This is a genomic window from Streptomyces sp. P9-2B-2 (assembly GCF_030406865.1).
GTDB lineage: Bacteria > Actinomycetota > Actinomycetes > Streptomycetales > Streptomycetaceae > Streptomyces > Streptomyces platensis.
In genome coordinates this window covers 5408173-5423679 of record NZ_CP129126.1, presented here as the reverse complement: position 1 = coordinate 5423679, position 15507 = coordinate 5408173, and the positions used below count along the sequence as shown (strand labels likewise).

Here is a 15507-nt window from a genome sequence, read left to right as displayed (position 1 = left end):
CGGTAAACAAATACCGCCCGCGCCGCTGCTGTGACGCGGTACGGGCGGCGGTGAGCAGGAGGTCGGGCAGATGGTGGAGATCAAGACGGACGCGGCGATGGACGCGATGCGGGTGGCCGGACAGGTCGTCGGCAAGGCGCTGGAGGCGGTGCGGGCGGCGGCGGCCCCGGGTATGCGACTGCTGGACCTGGACGAGGTCGCCCGTGCGGTCCTGAATGAGGCCGGTGCCGACTCGCCGTTCCTCGGCTACCGCCCGAGCTTCGCCCCCACCCCGTTCCCCGCCGTACTCTGCGTCTCCGTCAATGACGCGATCGTGCACGGCGTCCCGGACGGGACCCGGCTGCGCGACGGCGACCTGGTGAGCATCGACTGCGGCGCCCTCGTGGACGGCTGGGCCGGCGACGCGGCCCTCAGCTTCACGGTCGGCACCGCCCGCCCCGAGGACCAGCGGCTCATGGACACCACCCGGCAGGCCCTGGAGGCGGGCATCGCGGCGGCCGTGGTCGGCGCCCGGATCGGCGATATCTCCCATGCGATCGGCAGCATCGGGCGCGCCGCCGGCTACGGCATCCCCGAGGACTTCGGCGGACACGGCATCGGCCGGCAGATGCACGAGGACCCGGCGGTCCCCAACGACGGCCGCCCGCGCCGCGGCATGCGCCTCCGCCACGGCCTGGTCCTCGCCATCGAGCCGATGTTCCTGGCCGGCGGCAGGAACGACTACTACGCGGCCGCCGACGGCTGGACCCTGCGCACCACGGACGCCTCCCGCGCCGCCCACTTCGAGCACACGGTGGCGGTGACGGACGAGGGGCCGCGGGTGCTGACGTTGCCGTGACGGGCGGCGGCCGTTGCCGGAACGGCGCGCTCCTCGCCAGGGACAGTGCCTTGTCCGGTCCGTGCGCGGCGCCGCCCGTAGCCGGAAGCGGCGCCCCGCTCATTGCCGGAAGCGGCGGCTACTCGCTCAGCGCGTCCGCTCCCGCCTGGGCGAACTGCTCGTCGAGGGCTCCGCTCGGTGCGCCCCCGACTCCGATCCCGGCGACCGGCGCGCCCTCGGCCCGGACCGGGACCCCGCCCGCCAGGAAGAGCGTGCCGGGGACGTCCTTGAGCGTGGGCGCGTCACTCAGCCGCCCCACCAGCTCCGAGGTCGGCGTGCCCCAGGAGACCGCGGTGTACGCCTTGCGCGCGGCCGACTCGTACGACTGCGGCCCGGTGCCGTCGCCCCGCAGCTGGACGAGGGTGTTGCCGTTGCGGTCCACGACGGCGACCGAGACGCTGCGGCCCGCCTTCTTCGCGGCGTCCAGGGTGGCTTGTGCGGCCTTGGTGGCGGCGGCGAGGGTCAGGTGCTGGGTGGTGCGCGTCAGGCCCTTGCCGACGGTGACCGGCTCGGCGGGAGCCGACGCGGCGGAAGCGTCCGAGGGGGCGGCGGTCGCGGAGACGGCTCCGATCGTGGCCGCGCCGAGCAGAGCGGCGGCCAGGGCGCCGCCGACGACACGGCGCCGGCGCGAGCGCTTGGCCGTCACCGGGGCGGCAGAGTGGTCCTGAGCGTTGATCTGCGGGTTGACCTGCGGGTTCATGGCGTGGGCTCTCTTCGGGGCGGGGGTGGGCCGGTGTCCCCATCCTCGAAGAACCGTGGTGCCGCCCGGGTCGCCGTACCGGCCGGGATCCCCGTGCATGATGGGGGATATCGGTGTCGTCCGATCGGTTGATGCGGACCGCTCCCCGCCCGGGCTACATATACGCGGTCGACGTGTACGCGATCCCCGTACACGTGGTCCCCGCGCACCCGTTTCCGCACCGGGGACCGGCGCACCACCGGCGCCCGGCCGTCCCGTCCGGGGCGCCCCCGACGAGGAGATCCACGTGCACACCACCCCGCAGCCGCCGACGGCGGACCCGTCGCCCGGGACCGGCCTGCCACGCGAGGCCGACCCCGACGCCCGGTGGCTGGGACCCGTCTTCCACGTCGCGTTCTTCCTGCTGCTCGGCGCCTCGCTCGTGCGCTTCCTGCTCCGGCATCCCGGCGAGCCCCGCACTCCGTGGATCATCACCCTCAGCCTCGTCCTGGCCCTCCTCTACGTCCTGGGGCCGTCGCTGGGCTCCCGGCCGCACCAGGCGCGGCGGCCCACCGCCCGCCGACTGCTCTGGCTGGGCGCGGTCGTGGCGGTCTGGGTCGTCCTCGTGCTGCTCGCGCCGAGCTTCGCGTGGTGTGCGGTGCCGCTGTTCTACACGGGCCTGCGGACGCTGCCGGCCGGTGCGGCGTCGCTGCTCGTGGGCGTGCTCACGGTGTTCGTCGTGGTCGCGCAACTACGGCTGTCGGACGGCTTCGACCCCAATCTGCTGCTCGCCCCACCGGCCGTCGCCGCGCTCGCCACCGCCGTGTTCGTCCATATGGAGCGGCAGGACGTACGCCAGCGGGCGCTCATCGACGATCTGATCCGCACCCGCCGCGAACTGGCCGCCACCGAGCGGCGCGAGGGCACGCTCGCCGAGCGGCAGCGGCTCTCGATGGAGATCCACGACACCCTTGCCCAGGGGCTGTCCAGCCAGCAGATGCTGTTGCAGGCCGCCGCCCGTACCTGGGACTCCGAACCGGCCACCGCCCGCGGTCACATCCGTACGGCCACCGAGATCACCGCCCGCAACCTCGCAGAGGCGCGCCGCTTCGTCCATGACCTCGCGCCCGCCGACCTCGCCGACGGCACCTCGCTCCCCGAGGCGCTGCGCGAACTGGCCGCACGCACAACACAGTCGGAGCTGCCTGCCGACCTGCCTCCGGCGCCAACGGACCAGGCCACCGTGCGGCCGGGGCCGGCCGCCGGGCAACCGGCCGTTCAGCAACCGACAGCGCAGTCCGACCCCGGCCCCGGTCCCCACGGCGGCCCGGTCAGCGTCCGCTTCCACGAGGACGGCACGCCCGTGCCGCTCCCGGACCGGGTGGCCTCCGCTCTGCTGCGGATCGCCCAGGGGGCGCTGGCCAATGTCCGCGAGCACGCCGCCGCGACCACCGTCACCCTGGCCCTGAGCTACCTCGACGACCAGGTCGTCCTGGACATCGCCGACGACGGCCGGGGCTTCACCCCGCCACCGGCCCCGTACGCCCCCTCCGCCCTGGCCGCCCCAGCCGTCCCGGCCACTGCCGCCGGTCGGGTCCGGGGCCACGGTCTGCCCGCCATGTACGCCCGGATGCGGCAGCTCGGTGGCACCCTCACCATTGAATCCACGCCGGGCGAGGGCACCGTCCTGTCCGCCGCTGTCCCTCTGGAGCACACCCCATGACACCGTCCACCGGCGAACCGGCGCACACCCCCGTACGGGTCCTGCTCTGCGACGACCACGCCGTCGTCCGCGCCGGGCTGCTCGCCCTGCTCAGCAGCGCCCCCGGCATCGAGGTGATCGGCGAGGCCGAGGACGGCGAGGAGGCCGTGGCGATGGCCGCCGCACTCCGCCCCGACGTCGTACTGATGGACCTCCAGCTCGGCTCCGGCATCGACGGCATCGAGGCCACCCGGCGCATCGCCGGCCCGGGCGACCGGCCCACCCCTCCGCCCGCTCCGCCCACCCCCCACGTGCTCGTGCTGACCACCTACGACACCGACGCCGACATCACCCGCGCCATCGAGGCCGGCGCCACCGGCTACCTCCTCAAGGCCGAGCGGCCGGAGGAGCTGTTCTCCGCGATCCGGGCGGCCGCCGCGGGCCGCACCACGCTCTCGGCGCCGGTCGCCCACCGCGTCCTCGCCCAGATGCGCAGCCCCCGCCCCACCCTCACCGTCCGGGAACGGGACATCCTCGGCCAGCTCGCCCGCGGACTGAGCAACCGCGAGATCGCCCGCGCCCTCTTCATCAGCGAAGCCACGGTCAAGACGCACCTGGGCCGCATCTACGACAAGCTCGGGGTGGACACCCGCGCGGGCGCCGTCTCCGTTGCCAAGGAACAGCGCCTCCTCCCCTAGGGCGTGTCCGCACACCGCCCCTCCGCATGAGCGGTTCCGCCGGGGAGCGGTGCCGACCGGAAGCGGTCCGCCCGTATCCGGTTCCGTCGGGAACGGGTGCCGCCCGTGACGGGCAGGCCCCGAGGGGCTGCCCCCGACGGGGCGCCCGCACCGGCGTGACACCATCAAGACGTGATCGACCTCGGCTACTCCCTCTCCCGCCGCTTCCCGGATCCGCCACAGATGGACTACCGGACCGCGGACGTGCGCACGCTGCGGCATGACCTCTTCTGCGGTGACGTCTACCTCGCCGATACGAAGACGGACCGCGAGCTGTCCACGGCCTGGGGCTGGGTGCCGGTCCTCGACTTCGCCTGGGCGCTGTGCGACATCGTCGAGCAGCTCGACACCGACCCCCGGGGCAACCGCTCCGCCCGCCCGATCCACGCCGAGCTGGACTTCACCGAGTCCGCCGACCGGATCTTCTTCGAGCGCCGTTTCGGGTGGGTGGACGTCGACGCCGACTGGATGGCGGCCGACGAGGACCCGCTCACCTTCAACCACTCCGCGCTGCGCCGCGAGGCCCGCGACTTTCTGCACGATCTGATCGCCGACCTCACGGATATGCACGACGGCCTCGGCGACAACCCCGCCATCTGGGACCTCCAGGCCCGTTTCCCCCGCCTCTGACCGGGGGCAGGGGACGCCCGCGCTTCGGCCGTACGCCGGGCAAGGAGCCGGACGCGGGGCGGGGCGCCGGACGCCGGGCAGGGCGCGCCGTACGCCGGGCAGGGCGCCATACGCCGAACGTCCCGCCCACCGCCCTCACTCCACCCGCACCCCTATCTGTGCCGCGAACACCGGGGCCAGATCGAGCAGTTGGGCCGGGCTGATCACCGCGCCCGACAGGCGGTCGATTCCCCGGGCGATGTCCAGCGCGGCGGCGCCCCGCAGATCGACGTCCTTCATCCGTGCTTCGGAGAAGTCCACCCGGGTCAGGGTGCAGTCGTCGAACGTCACCCGCTCCAGCACCGCGCCCGCGAAGTCCGCCTCGACCAGCACGCAGCCCTCGAAGGCGACATCCCGCAGCTTCGCCTGGCGCAGATTCGGGAAGTCGATCTTCCCGCCGCGCACCACGACCCGCTCCAGCACCGCCCCGTGCAGCTGCGTCCCGCCGAGCCGGGCGTCGGACACCTCCACATCGCGCAGCGACGCCTGGGACAGGTCCGTGCCGACCCCGCGGATGCCGCTCAGCACGCTGTCGATGATCCGGGCCCGGCCGAGCTCGGTCTCGTCCAGCGCGCAGCGTCGTACGGCGCAGTCCATGAAGCGGGCGCCGCGCGCGGACTGACCGGCCCAGTCGGCGTCCGCGAACTCCAGCCCGTCGTAGTCCCCTTCGGGCTCCAGCTCGCCGCCGTCGTACGCCGTCAGCTCCGGCAGCCGCACCTGCGGCCGCCGCACCGCCCGCACCGTCTCCTTGCCGCGCCCTGCCACGCGATCACCGCCTTCCCTGCCGTCCGTGACGTTTCGCACCTGCCCACCCATCGTGAACCACGCCACTGACAACAAGCCCTGACCTGCACAAACACCCGGAGGCCGGTCGCCGCGCGGCGGCTCCCGCCACCCCGCCTACCGCACCACCGCCATCTCGCGCGCCGTCTGGTTCAGTCGGCGGCCGCCGGACTCCGTGCACGTCACGATGTCCTCGATCCGCACCCCGAAGCGGCCCGGCAGATAGATTCCCGGCTCGATCGAGAAGCACATCCCGGGTACCAGCGGCAGATGCTCGCCCTCGACCATGTACGGCGGCTCATGGGTGGTCACCCCGATGCCGTGCCCGGTCCGGTGGATGAAGTACTCGCCGTAGCCCGCGGCCTTGATCGCCTTCCTGGCCACCCGGTCGACGTCCTGGCACGCGACGCCGGGCCGCACCGCCTCGAACGCCGCCTGCTGCGCCTCCCGCACGATGTCGTGCACCTTGCGCTCCTCGGCGCCGGGCTCCCCGACGTGCACGGTCCGCGTGGTGTCCGACCCGTAGCCGTCCTTGAGGCCGCCGAAGTCGAGCACGACCATGTCGCCGTCCTCGATGACCCGGTCCCCGGCCTCGTGGTGCGGATTGGCGCCGTTGGGGCCCGACCCCACGATCGTGAAGTCGACCTGGCTGTGCCCGTGCTCGGTCAGCAGCCTCACCAGGTCCGCCGCCACCTCGGACTCCCGCCGCCCGCCGAAACGGACGGTCAGGATCTCCTCATAGGTCGCGTCGGCGGCGGCCCCGGCCGCGGCCAGCAGCTCCACCTCGTGGGCGTCCTTGACGGCGCGCAGCATCGGCAGCACCTCGGTCAGCGCGGCATACGCACTCCCCAGCACCGAGCGCTGGAGTCCCAGCAGATGCAGCGCCCAGGTCGAGTCGGACATCCCGTAACGGCCCTGGGGGGCCATCCACTTGGCGACCTCGGCATACGGGTCCGAACCGTCGGTCCAGCCCGACACCTCCATCGCCCAGGCCCCCGGGGAGTACTCCGCGTCCGGGTACTCCAATACGGGCACCAGCAGCCGCGGGCGCCGCTCCGGCTCGATCACCAGGGCGGTCAGCCGTTCGGTGACCGCGGTCGGCCGGTAGCCGCACAGCCATGTCAGATCCGGTCCCGGCGTCACGATCAGCCCGGCCAGCCCGGCATCGGCGGCGGCCCGGCCCGCCCGCGCCATCCGCTGCCCGTAGTCCACCTGCGTCTTCGAAGTCACCATGACGGCGAACTTACGCCGGTCCGGCCCCTTCGGCCCGCCGAATTCCCACCCCCATGGGCCTCTTCACTCCTCCAGTTCACGCCTGCCCCGGGGCACGCCTCCCGTCCCTGTCGCCGGGGCGCGCTCCGGGGCTCTCCCTCTCGTGCCCGTGGGGGCCGGCTCGGCTGACAGCGGCCCCACGGGGACCGAGTCAGGCCGGGCCGGCGCCCTGACCGGTCGTCACCGCACCGGTCGTGCCGATGCGGGCGCGGTATTGGCGCAGGGCGCGGGCGCTGTTCCAGCCGAGCGCGCCGACCACCCGGCCGTGGAGGTGGTAGAGCGCGACGAAGCGGCGGGCCTCTGGGTCGCCGTCGACGCATTCCACGCGGGCCTCGGCGGGGCAGCGGCCATGGAACTGGATCTTGGCGTCGTACTGATCGGTCCAGCCGAACGGGACCGGTGTGTAGGGCACGGCGTCCCCGGGGTCGGCGAGGAGGTTCCGTACGGCGGCGCGGGCTTGCTCGGTGGCGTTCATGCGCTGTTCGAGACGGATGCGGCCGCCGGTGGCCGCATCCTGCCAGTTGGCCACGTCACCCGCCGCGTACACCCCGGGCGCGGCCCGGCAGTGGCTGTCGCAGCGCACCCCGTCGCCCAGGGGGAGGCCGGAGCCGGCCAGCCAGTCGACGGCCGGGACCGAGCCGATCGCGACCACCACCACATCGGCGGGGAGCCGGGTGCCGTCGTCGAGGTCCACGGCGGTGACCTTGCCGTGCTCCCCGGTCACGCCGGTGACACCGCGCCCCAGGTGCAGCCGGACCCCGTGGTCGCGGTGCAGGTCCGCCACCAGCGAGCCCACCCAGGTGCCGACCTGCCGGGCCAGCGGAGTGGGCTCGGTGTCGACGAGGGCGACGTCCAGGCCCAGACTTCGTGCGGTGGCGGCGATCTCGCTGCCGAGGAATCCGGCGCCGATCACCACGACCCGGGGGCCGGCGCACAGTTGCGTCCGCAGCGTCAGGGCGTCGTCGAGGGTGCGCAGCACATGCACCCCGGCCAGGTCATGGCCGAAGGGCAGCCGGCGGGGCCGCAGTCCGGTGGCCAGGAGCAGGCCGTCGTAGCGCAGCCGGTCCCCGTCGGCCAGGGTGACGGTGCGCGCCGCCGGGTCCAGCCCGGTTGCCCGGCAGCCCAGCCGGAGGTCCAGGTTCAGACCCCGGATGCCGTCCTCCTGGCGCAGCACGGTCCGTTCCGGTTCCCAGGCCCCGGCCAGCACCTGTTTGGACAGCGGGGGCCGGTCGTACGGGGCCCACAGTTCCTCCCCGACCAGCGTCAGCGATCCGGTGTAGCCCTCGCGCCGCAGGGCGTCGGCCGCGGTGAGCCCCGCGGCCGACGCTCCCACCAGGACGATCCGGTCCATGGCAGGCACTACGGCAGCACCTCGATGGCCAGCGCGGGGCAGCGGGCGGCGGCCTCCTCGACCGGGGCACGCCGGTCGTCCGGCGGTGCGGCGTCGAGCAGGACGACGATGCCGTCCTCGTCCCGCTGGTCGAAGACCTCGGCGGCGGACAGGACGCACTGCCCCGCACCGACGCACTTGTCCTCATCGATGATGACCTTCATCTCAATTCCCTTTCTCCGGTGGCTTGGTGACGTGCGGCAGGCGGTCCGGCTACCAGGTCACGGGCAGCTTGTGGACGCCGTAGATGAGCATGTCGTCGCGCATCGGCACCTGGTCCGCCGGTACCGCCAGCCGCAGGTCCGGGAACCGCTCGAACAGGGCGGACAGCGCGGCCTTCATCTCCACCCGGGCCAGCTGCTGCCCGATGCACTGATGGACGCCGTGCCCGAACGCGAGGTGCGGGCGGTAGGGGCGGTGCACGTCCAGCGTCTCGGGGTCGCCGGAGAAGTGCGTCGCGTCCCGGTTCCCCGCGGGCAGGGCGGCGACCACCACAGAGCCGGCCTCGATGCGCTGCCCGCCCAGCTCCACGTCCTCCAACGCCGTGCGTCGCAGCCCGAACTGGATGATCGTCAGGTAGCGCAGCAGCTCCTCGACGGCGTTGTCCATCAGCTCCGGGTCAGCGCGCAACGCCGCCAACTGGCCGGGGTTGTTCAGCAGGCACATGGTGCCCAACGCGATCATGTTCGCGGTGGTCTCGTGCCCGGCGAGCAGCAGCAGCGCCCCGACACCGCCCAGTTCTTCGTCGGTGAGCACGCCGGACTGCGCCAGGCCGCCGAGGATGTCGTCGGTGGGGTGGGCACGCTTGGCGGCGGCCAGTTCCCGGATGTACTGGTTCATCGCCTGGTTGGCCTGCTGGACCTCCTCGCGGCTCGCGTCGAGGCGGAGCACCTGTGCGGAGTCCCGCTGGAAATCCTCCCGGTCCTCGTACGGCACCCCCAGCAGCTCACAGATCACCAGTGAGGGAATGGGCAGGGCATACGACTGGACGAGGTCGACGGGCCCTTCGGCGGACGCCATCTCCGCCAGCCGCTCGGCAACGATCTGCTCCACCGCGGGAACCAGCTTCTGCATCCGGCGCACCGTGAACTGGCCGGTGAGCAGCCGCCGGAACCGGGTGTGCTCCGGGGCGTCCATCATGATGAACATGCCCGGCGCGGGCGGCGGCAGCGCTTCATCGGCCGTTACGGGGTCACCGGGCCGCAACAGGCGGCGGTTGGAGCTGAACCGCGGGTCGGCGAGCATCGCCCGTACGTCCTCGTAACCGGTGACCAGCCAGCCCTTCGCGCCGTCCGGGAAGGTCGCGGGCGTGACGGGGGCCTCTTCCCGGATCGTCCGGTACTCCTCCGGCGGGTCGAAGGGGCAGGCCCGCTCCGTGGGCTGGGACCTGGTGGTGGGCTGCGTACTGGTCATCGAACGGTCCTTTCCAAAGGGGGCGACAGATCAGGGCTCGGGCCAACGGGGGCGTCGCAGCGGTGCGTACCGACGGAGCGCCGGTAGACCCGCCACCCCAGGAGTGCGCCGAGCGCGAAGACGAGGGGCGCGAAGACATCGACCGTGCCGAGGGCGACGGCCTGGCCGGACAGGAACAACGGGAGCTGGACCGACAGCATCAGGAGATTGCCGGCGTAGAGGACCAGATGGCCTCTGACGAAGGCCCGGCGGCGCACCGTGCAGCGGCGCCAGCCGGTCCCCTCCCCCGTGACCAGCCCCACCAGCACGCCCAGCGGCGGCCAGCCGAGCCACAGCAGCACCGGCGTGACCACGGATATCGTTCCGTGCAGCACGAGGTGCGGAAGGAAGAAGTCGATGGCGTCCCCGCTGCGTGCGGCCAACGCGCCCTGGACACAGACGAACCCGAGGAAGAAGAGCGCCTGCCGTACGGGTTCCCTGCGCACCAGCCGGAGCAGGAAGGCCCCGGCGCCGATGGACAGAGCGAGCGTCAGCGCGACGCCCAGCTGGTGGGTGACGGCGAAGGTCAGGGTGAACCCGAAGACGGGCGTCACATCGATCAGGGTGCTGCGCAGCCGTTTCCGGACGGCGGTACGGACGGCGTCCGCACCGCCGGGTGCAAGGTCTGCGGCAGGGTCCACGGGGTCTCCAGACGTCGCGTCGGACGGTGGTCGGTCCGGTGTCGTGACTCCAGAGAAACGGGCCCCGTTGACCGGTCCCGGTCGGCAACCTGACCATTGCCTGACAGCCGGAGCCGGGGTGCTCCCGCGCCGCTCGGACCGCCGGGGGAACCAAGCGGACGCGTGCGCGCGTTGTCCCCGCAGACTCCATGACGTGATGGGTGACCGCCATGCTTTCCGCCTCGCCGACGAGCGACGCACCGCTGCCCCGAGGAAGCGGGCAGCGGCTGCTCGTCGTGGATGACGACCCGCGGATGACGGAGCTGCTCCAGACCACGCTGAGCCTGGCGGGGTACGTGGTCGCGACCGCCGGCTGCGGCGGTGCGGCCCTGCGTGCCTACGCGGACCTGCCCCCGGATCTGCTGGTGCTGGACGTCCAACTGCCGGACCTGGACGGATTCACGGTCTGCCGGCGGCTGGTGGCCGACGGGGCGCGGCTGCCGGTGCTGTTCCTGACCGCGCGGGACTCCGTCGAGGACCGGGTGACGGGCTTCGCGATGGGCGCGGACGACTACCTGACCAAGCCGTTCAGCCTGCCCGAACTCCTCGCCCGGGTACACGCGTTGCTGCGGCGGGCCGGGCGGTCCGCGGAGGCCGGCCCGCTGCTGTGTTTCGCCGACCTGACCGTGGACGAGCGCAGCCGGCGGGTCCGTCGCGGGGACCGGCTGATCGCGCTGTCACCGACCGAGTACAAGCTGCTGCGCTACTTGCTGATCAACGCCGACCAGGTGATGTCGAAGGAACAGATCATGGACCACGTATGGCAGCACCACTTCGGCGAGGGCGTCGTCGAGAAGCTGGTCTCCCGCCTCCGCGCGAAGGTGGACGCCCACACGCCCGCCCTGATCCACACCATGCGCGGCTTCGGCTACAGCCTGCGGCTCCCCGAAGGCGGCTGAGATGACGGGCGCCTGGCGCGGCTCCCTGCGGGCCCGCCTGATGGTGGGCGTCGTGCTGCTGGCGGCCGTGGGCATGGTGGCCGTCAACGCGGTGTCGCTGATCGGACTGCGGCTCAACCTCGTCGATGTCGCCGATGCCACCCTCACCAACGCCCGGACGACCGTGCAGCACCGGGTGCACGGCCCGCGCTCCCCGATCGACGAGAACAACCTCAACTCCCTGATACCCGACGGCACCTACGTCGCGCTGCTCGACGACCGGGGCCGGGTGGTCGCCCAGACGCCCGCCCGGGACCCCGACGGGCGGGCCGGCTCCCGTCCCGAGCTGCCCGACCCGGTCCCCGACGGCTTCGCCGAGCACCTCGTCACCCTCTCCGCCGAGGGGACGCCCGTTCCCCGCTACCGCGCCCTGAGCTTCCCCTACGGCCACTCCGCCACGGTCCGGCACACCCCCGGCTCACCGCCCCAGCGGTTCAGCAGGGTGGTCGTCGCCAAGAGCCTCCAGCCGGGCGAAGACGTCGTGTACTGGCTGGTCGGCGCCGACTCCGCCGCCACGCTGGCCGTGCTCGGGGGCATCGTGCTGCTCAGCCGCGGGGTGCTGGACGTCGGCCTGCGGCCGCTGCGGAAGATGGCCGCCACCGCGACCGCGATCGCCGACGGCGACCTCGACCAGCGCATCGACGTCGCCGGGCGGCACTCCGAGGTGGGCGAGGTGGGCACCGCCCTCAACCGGGCCTTCGACGAACGGCAGCGGTCCGAGGAGCGGCTCCGGCAGTTCGTGGCCAACGCCTCCCATGAACTGCGCACCCCGCTGACCACGATCCGGGGCTGGGCCCAGCTCCATCTGCACGGCCTGGCCCAGGACCCGGCGCTCATCGAGCGCGCGATGCTGCGTATCGAGGGCGAGGCCGCCCGGATGCACACCATGGTCGAGGAGTTGCTGCTGCTCGCCCGGCTCGACCAGGGCCGCCCGATCACGCACGCACCGGTGGACCTCGGCACCCTCGCCGACGACGCCGTCACCGATGCCCGTGTCGTCGACCCCGGCCGGCCGCTGACCGTCGAGGTGCCCGGCGAGGTGTTCGCCCGTGGCGACGAGGACCGGCTGCGCCAGGTGCTCCAGAACCTCCTGAGCAACGCGCTGCGCCACACCCCGCCGGACACCCCGGTCTCCGTGACGGCGCGCGCACTGCCCGACGGCACCGCGCAGCTGGCGGTCACCGACCAGGGCCCCGGGATGCCCCCCGCGACGGCCGAGCGGATCTTCGAGCGCTTCTACCGCGGCGACGCGTCCCGCAACCCGACCAGCGGCGGCACCGGCCTCGGCCTGAGCATCGTCCGCTCCATCGCCGAGGCCCACGACGGCACCGCCACCGTCCGCACCGCCCCCGGCGAGGGCAGCACCTTCACGATCACGCTGCCTGCCGCACACTGACCGCGCGCAGGCGCCGGGCGGGGCGGGCTGGGCAGGCGGGCAGGCGGGGCGGGCATCCCGCGGACGGCGAACTACGCGGCTTCCGGCGGACGGGCGAACTACACGGCTTCCGGCCCCTCTTGACGGTGCTGACGGTATTCCTCGGGTATCTCCTGCTCGAACCAGACCACCTTGCCGGTGCTCAGCATCGTCGCTCCCCAGCGCAGCGCGAGCTGGTCGACCAGGAACAGGCCACGTCCACCCTCGTCACCCGCCTGCGCGCGCCGCATCCGGGGCACCTGCGGCGAATCGTCGCCCACCTCGCACCGGAGCACATCGGTGCGCAGCAGCCGCAGGGCGATCGGCCGGGAGGCGTAGCGCACCGCGTTCGTCACCACCTCGCTGACCATGAGCTCGGCCGCATCGAGCATCGAGCCCAGGCCCCAGCGGTGCAGCGCCCGGCGGGTCAGCTGCCGTGCCCGGCCGGCCGTTTGCGGCTGGGGGCTGAGGAACCAGTACGCGACATTGAGCGGCGCGAAACCGTCGAACCGGGCGGCCAGCAGCGCCACATCGTCATCCCGGGCATCCGGATCCGCGAGAGTCAGCACCGCGTCGCAGAGCATGTCCAGCGGCGGCGGGGCGACCCGCGCGGCCACCGCCTCCAGGCGGCCACGCAGCAGCTCCATGCCCGTCAAGACGTCCCTGTTACGCGACTCGACGAGCCCGTCGGTGTACAGGAGCAGCGTCCCTCCGGTGGGCGCGGGCAGCTCCCAGGTCTCGAAGGGGACGCCGCCCACTCCTATCGGCGCGCCGGGCGGGACCTGAAGCACCTCCCCCGAGCCGTCCGGGTGCAGCAGTACCGGAGGCGGATGTCCCGCGTCGGCCACCAGCAGCCGCTGCGATATCGGGTCGTAGATGGCGTACAGGCAGGTCGCCATGTGCTCGCTGCCGAGGCGCTGGGCCTGCTCGTCCAGGTGGTACAGAACCTCCTCCGGCGGCAGGTCGAGCCGGGCCAGGGTCTGCACCGTGGTGCGCAGCTGGCCCATCATCGCGGCGGAGGTCATGGAGTGGCCCATGACGTCCCCCACCACCAGCGCGACCCGGTTACCGGGCAGCGGGATCGCGTCGTACCAGTCACCGCCCCCCTGGGAGGTCTCGGCGGCCGGCAGATACCGGCTCGCCAGCCGGACCCCGGTGGTCTCGGGAAGCGACGACGGCAGCATCCTGAGCTGGAGGGCATCCGCGGCCGAGGCCTCCTGCCCCGAGGGCACCGACGCCTCGACGCCAAGGGCGGTGTGCGTGGCGAGCTGGGCGGCCACGAGCAGGTCATCCGCCACGAAGACGGGCCGCCCGGCCGCACGCACCAGAGCGACGGTGCCCAGCAGATGGCGCCGCCCGTACAACGGGACAATGATCAGCCGCCGCCCCGGTGCTCCTGTCTCCGACACACCCGCCACCGGCTCCAGCAGCTCACTCACCACAGCCTCGATCTCCGGCACCTCCCCGAACACGGGCCGCCGGCCCAGCAACAACTCGGCAAACGCCCCGCTGACCGTCGGCCGCACAGGCCCGGCGCCCCCCGCAGACGCCGCGCTGACCACGCCCTCCGGCCCCTGAGCAAAGCTGTGCAGCCGCAGCACCAGAGGCTCGGCCGGCCGCCCCTCTCCGGCCGCCAGCGGCTCCCGCAGATGCACGAGCACCGCGTCGGCGAACGCGGGAACCGCCGCGTCGTAGAGCCCCCGCAACGTCTCGTCAAGATCAACCCCCTGGGCGATCCGCCGCGCCGCAAGATCGAGAAACCGAAGCCGGTCCGACTGCACCTCGGGGACACGCTCCGCCTCATTGCGACCGACCTCCGCCTTGCCGCGGTCCGAAAGCGTCAGCCCCTCCGGTGCTCCACCGGTCGCCTCGCCGGAACGGCCACTTCCGGGCGACGACGGCCGGGACGGCGGTGTCCGCGGCGCCACCTCGCCCGGCTCCGGCGCCGCCTCGCCCGGCTGCGGGGCCGGCGGGGCGGTGTGCGTATCGGCTCGGGGGTGCGGCTCCATCGCTTGTCTCATCCGTCCGGAGGTGCCCGGGACCGCGCGGGGCGTTCTCAGCCGCTTCGCACGCAGTGGAGAAAGATCTGCTCCTCGGGCGGCACGTCCGAGATCTCCGGCGCGTAGGTGTACGAGGACTCCTCGACGACCGCGAAGCCCGCCTGCTCAACGACCTCGCGCAGATCGTCCCGCAGGTATCCGGACACCCGGATGGCATTGCCGAGGAACGGGATCGTGAAGTAGTCCACGTCGGCCTCCACCATCGAGAGCGCGAAAAGGCCACCCGGTACCAGCAGGTCGTGGACCATCCGCAGCACGACGGGAATCTCCCCCCGCGGCAGCATCAGCAGCGAGAAAAAGGCCGCGACGGCATCGAACCGCCCCAGGTCATGAGGACCGCCGGGCTCGAGGTCGGCAATATCCAGCCGCCGAAACGTCGCCCCGGGCACATACTCCCGGGCAAGCTCCACCATCCTGCGGGACAGGTCGACGCCCACCACCTCGAACCCCGCGTCCACCAGCTGCCGCGCAGTCGGCAGCCCGGTGCCACACCCCAGATCCAGCACCCGCGCCCCACCGGCCAGCGCCCCGATCAGCCACTCAGCCGCGGCCAGCTGCCCCTTCTTATAGGGAAATGCCTCGTCATAGCGGTCACCGATCGCGTCAAACGCCTCGGCCTGCCCCTCACGGTCGAGCCGCCGCATGCCCTCAGCACCGGCCTCGCCGCTCGCACATTCCGCCGCAACGAATCCCTTACTCACCAATTGCACCTCTTCATGTGCATTCACTCGATTATATCCGCGATACCCACCTTTCATCAGCGACAACCGACCTCGAACCACCCCGCCGAGCAACCACGATCGCCACACCAACCACCACCGGAGAATCCACCACAGCACCGGAGTTCACACCCC

Annotated in this window: 15 protein-coding genes; 6 read left to right on the top strand and 9 right to left on the bottom strand. The window is 72.8% G+C overall.

The window, feature by feature from the left end; translation table 11 throughout:
- Positions 1–70 precede the first annotated feature (70 nt).
- A complete protein-coding gene (map, locus tag QT196_RS23885) occupies positions 71–838 on the top strand; it encodes a type I methionyl aminopeptidase (RefSeq protein ID WP_168480900.1) in 768 nt (255 codons plus the stop codon).
- A gap of 118 nt (positions 839–956) precedes the next feature.
- Here the strand turns inward: map and QT196_RS23880 are convergent, their stop codons facing one another.
- Positions 957–1577 carry a heme-binding protein gene (locus tag QT196_RS23880; RefSeq protein ID WP_266734198.1) on the bottom strand — a complete coding sequence of 207 codons (621 nt, stop codon included), beginning with the start codon at positions 1575–1577 and terminating at the stop codon, positions 957–959.
- A 337-nt stretch (positions 1578–1914) separates the two neighbouring features.
- Between QT196_RS23880 and QT196_RS23875 the strand changes: the two genes are divergently transcribed.
- From QT196_RS23875 to QT196_RS23865, 3 genes are all read left to right on the top strand, one after another.
- Positions 1915–3279 (top strand): sensor histidine kinase, encoded by a 1365-nt coding sequence (locus tag QT196_RS23875; protein ID WP_290356708.1) that lies wholly within the window; start codon positions 1915–1917, stop codon positions 3277–3279.
- The gene (locus QT196_RS23870) at positions 3276–3956 is read left to right on the top strand and encodes a response regulator transcription factor (RefSeq protein ID WP_168480898.1); all 681 of its coding nucleotides are present in this window, start codon (positions 3276–3278) and stop codon (positions 3954–3956) included. The genes QT196_RS23875 and QT196_RS23870 overlap by 4 nt, the downstream gene beginning before the upstream one ends.
- 171 nt (positions 3957–4127) lie before the next feature.
- Positions 4128–4625 (top strand): hypothetical protein, encoded by a 498-nt coding sequence (locus QT196_RS23865; protein ID WP_168480897.1) that lies wholly within the window; start codon positions 4128–4130, stop codon positions 4623–4625.
- Positions 4626–4760: 135 nt separating this feature from the next.
- Here QT196_RS23865 and QT196_RS23860 read toward each other — a convergent pair whose 3' ends face one another.
- The 6 genes from QT196_RS23860 to QT196_RS23835 form a co-directional block, all read right to left on the bottom strand.
- Positions 4761–5405 (bottom strand): pentapeptide repeat-containing protein, encoded by a 645-nt coding sequence (locus QT196_RS23860; protein ID WP_085926974.1) that lies wholly within the window; start codon positions 5403–5405, stop codon positions 4761–4763.
- A 159-nt stretch (positions 5406–5564) separates the two neighbouring features.
- Positions 5565–6680 (bottom strand): aminopeptidase P family protein, encoded by a 1116-nt coding sequence (locus QT196_RS23855; protein WP_290355651.1) that lies wholly within the window; start codon positions 6678–6680, stop codon positions 5565–5567.
- 190 nt (positions 6681–6870) lie between these two features.
- Positions 6871–8070 carry an FAD-dependent oxidoreductase gene (locus tag QT196_RS23850; RefSeq protein ID WP_168483932.1) on the bottom strand — a complete coding sequence of 400 codons (1200 nt, stop codon included), beginning with the start codon at positions 8068–8070 and terminating at the stop codon, positions 6871–6873.
- 8 nt (positions 8071–8078) lie between these two features.
- Positions 8079–8273, bottom strand: coding sequence for a ferredoxin (locus tag QT196_RS23845; protein WP_168480896.1), 195 nt, complete (start codon positions 8271–8273; stop codon positions 8079–8081).
- A gap of 49 nt (positions 8274–8322) precedes the next feature.
- Positions 8323–9522 carry a cytochrome P450 gene (locus tag QT196_RS23840; protein WP_290355650.1) on the bottom strand — a complete coding sequence of 400 codons (1200 nt, stop codon included), beginning with the start codon at positions 9520–9522 and terminating at the stop codon, positions 8323–8325.
- Positions 9519–10202 (bottom strand): DUF3159 domain-containing protein, encoded by a 684-nt coding sequence (locus QT196_RS23835; protein ID WP_168480894.1) that lies wholly within the window; start codon positions 10200–10202, stop codon positions 9519–9521. Before QT196_RS23835 ends, QT196_RS23840 begins: the two co-directional genes overlap by 4 nt.
- 209 nt (positions 10203–10411) lie before the next feature.
- Here QT196_RS23835 and QT196_RS23830 point away from each other — a divergent pair, with 209 nt between their 5' ends.
- Together QT196_RS23830 and QT196_RS23825 are read left to right on the top strand one after the other, a co-directional pair.
- Positions 10412–11140, top strand: a complete 729-nt coding sequence (locus tag QT196_RS23830) for a response regulator transcription factor (protein WP_290356706.1) — start codon at positions 10412–10414, stop codon at positions 11138–11140.
- Between the two features lies 1 nt (position 11141).
- Entirely contained in the window at positions 11142–12575 is a 1434-nt protein-coding gene (locus QT196_RS23825) for a HAMP domain-containing sensor histidine kinase (protein ID WP_290355649.1), read from the top strand.
- 98 nt (positions 12576–12673) lie between these two features.
- On the opposite strand, the gene QT196_RS23820 is transcribed toward QT196_RS23825, so the two are convergent.
- Entirely contained in the window at positions 12674–14602 is a 1929-nt protein-coding gene (locus QT196_RS23820) for an ATP-binding SpoIIE family protein phosphatase (RefSeq protein ID WP_356948480.1), read from the bottom strand.
- A gap of 47 nt (positions 14603–14649) precedes the next feature.
- Positions 14650–15297 carry a class I SAM-dependent methyltransferase gene (locus tag QT196_RS23815; RefSeq protein ID WP_168483931.1) on the bottom strand — a complete coding sequence of 216 codons (648 nt, stop codon included), beginning with the start codon at positions 15295–15297 and terminating at the stop codon, positions 14650–14652.
- Between the last annotated feature and the right edge of the window lie 210 nt (positions 15298–15507).

Excerpts from the sequence above, each read along its gene's own strand:
- map (WP_168480900.1), top strand. The coding sequence starts at position 71 with ATGGTGGAGATCAAGACGGACGCGGCGATGGACGCGATGCGGGTGGCC.
- QT196_RS23880 (WP_266734198.1), bottom strand. The coding sequence starts at position 1,577 with ATGAACCCGCAGGTCAACCCGCAGATCAACGCTCAGGACCACTCTGCC.
- QT196_RS23870 (WP_168480898.1), top strand. The coding sequence starts at position 3,276 with ATGACACCGTCCACCGGCGAACCGGCGCACACCCCCGTACGGGTCCTG.
- QT196_RS23855 (WP_290355651.1), bottom strand. The coding sequence starts at position 6,680 with ATGGTGACTTCGAAGACGCAGGTGGACTACGGGCAGCGGATGGCGCGG.
- QT196_RS23850 (WP_168483932.1), bottom strand. The coding sequence starts at position 8,070 with ATGGACCGGATCGTCCTGGTGGGAGCGTCGGCCGCGGGGCTCACCGCG.
- QT196_RS23845 (WP_168480896.1), bottom strand. The coding sequence starts at position 8,273 with ATGAAGGTCATCATCGATGAGGACAAGTGCGTCGGTGCGGGGCAGTGC.
- QT196_RS23840 (WP_290355650.1), bottom strand. The coding sequence starts at position 9,522 with ATGACCAGTACGCAGCCCACCACCAGGTCCCAGCCCACGGAGCGGGCC.
- QT196_RS23830 (WP_290356706.1), top strand. The coding sequence starts at position 10,412 with ATGCTTTCCGCCTCGCCGACGAGCGACGCACCGCTGCCCCGAGGAAGC.
- QT196_RS23825 (WP_290355649.1), top strand. The coding sequence starts at position 11,142 with ATGACGGGCGCCTGGCGCGGCTCCCTGCGGGCCCGCCTGATGGTGGGC.
- QT196_RS23820 (WP_356948480.1), bottom strand. The coding sequence starts at position 14,602 with ATGGAGCCGCACCCCCGAGCCGATACGCACACCGCCCCGCCGGCCCCG.
- QT196_RS23815 (WP_168483931.1), bottom strand. The coding sequence starts at position 15,297 with ATGCGGCGGCTCGACCGTGAGGGGCAGGCCGAGGCGTTTGACGCGATC.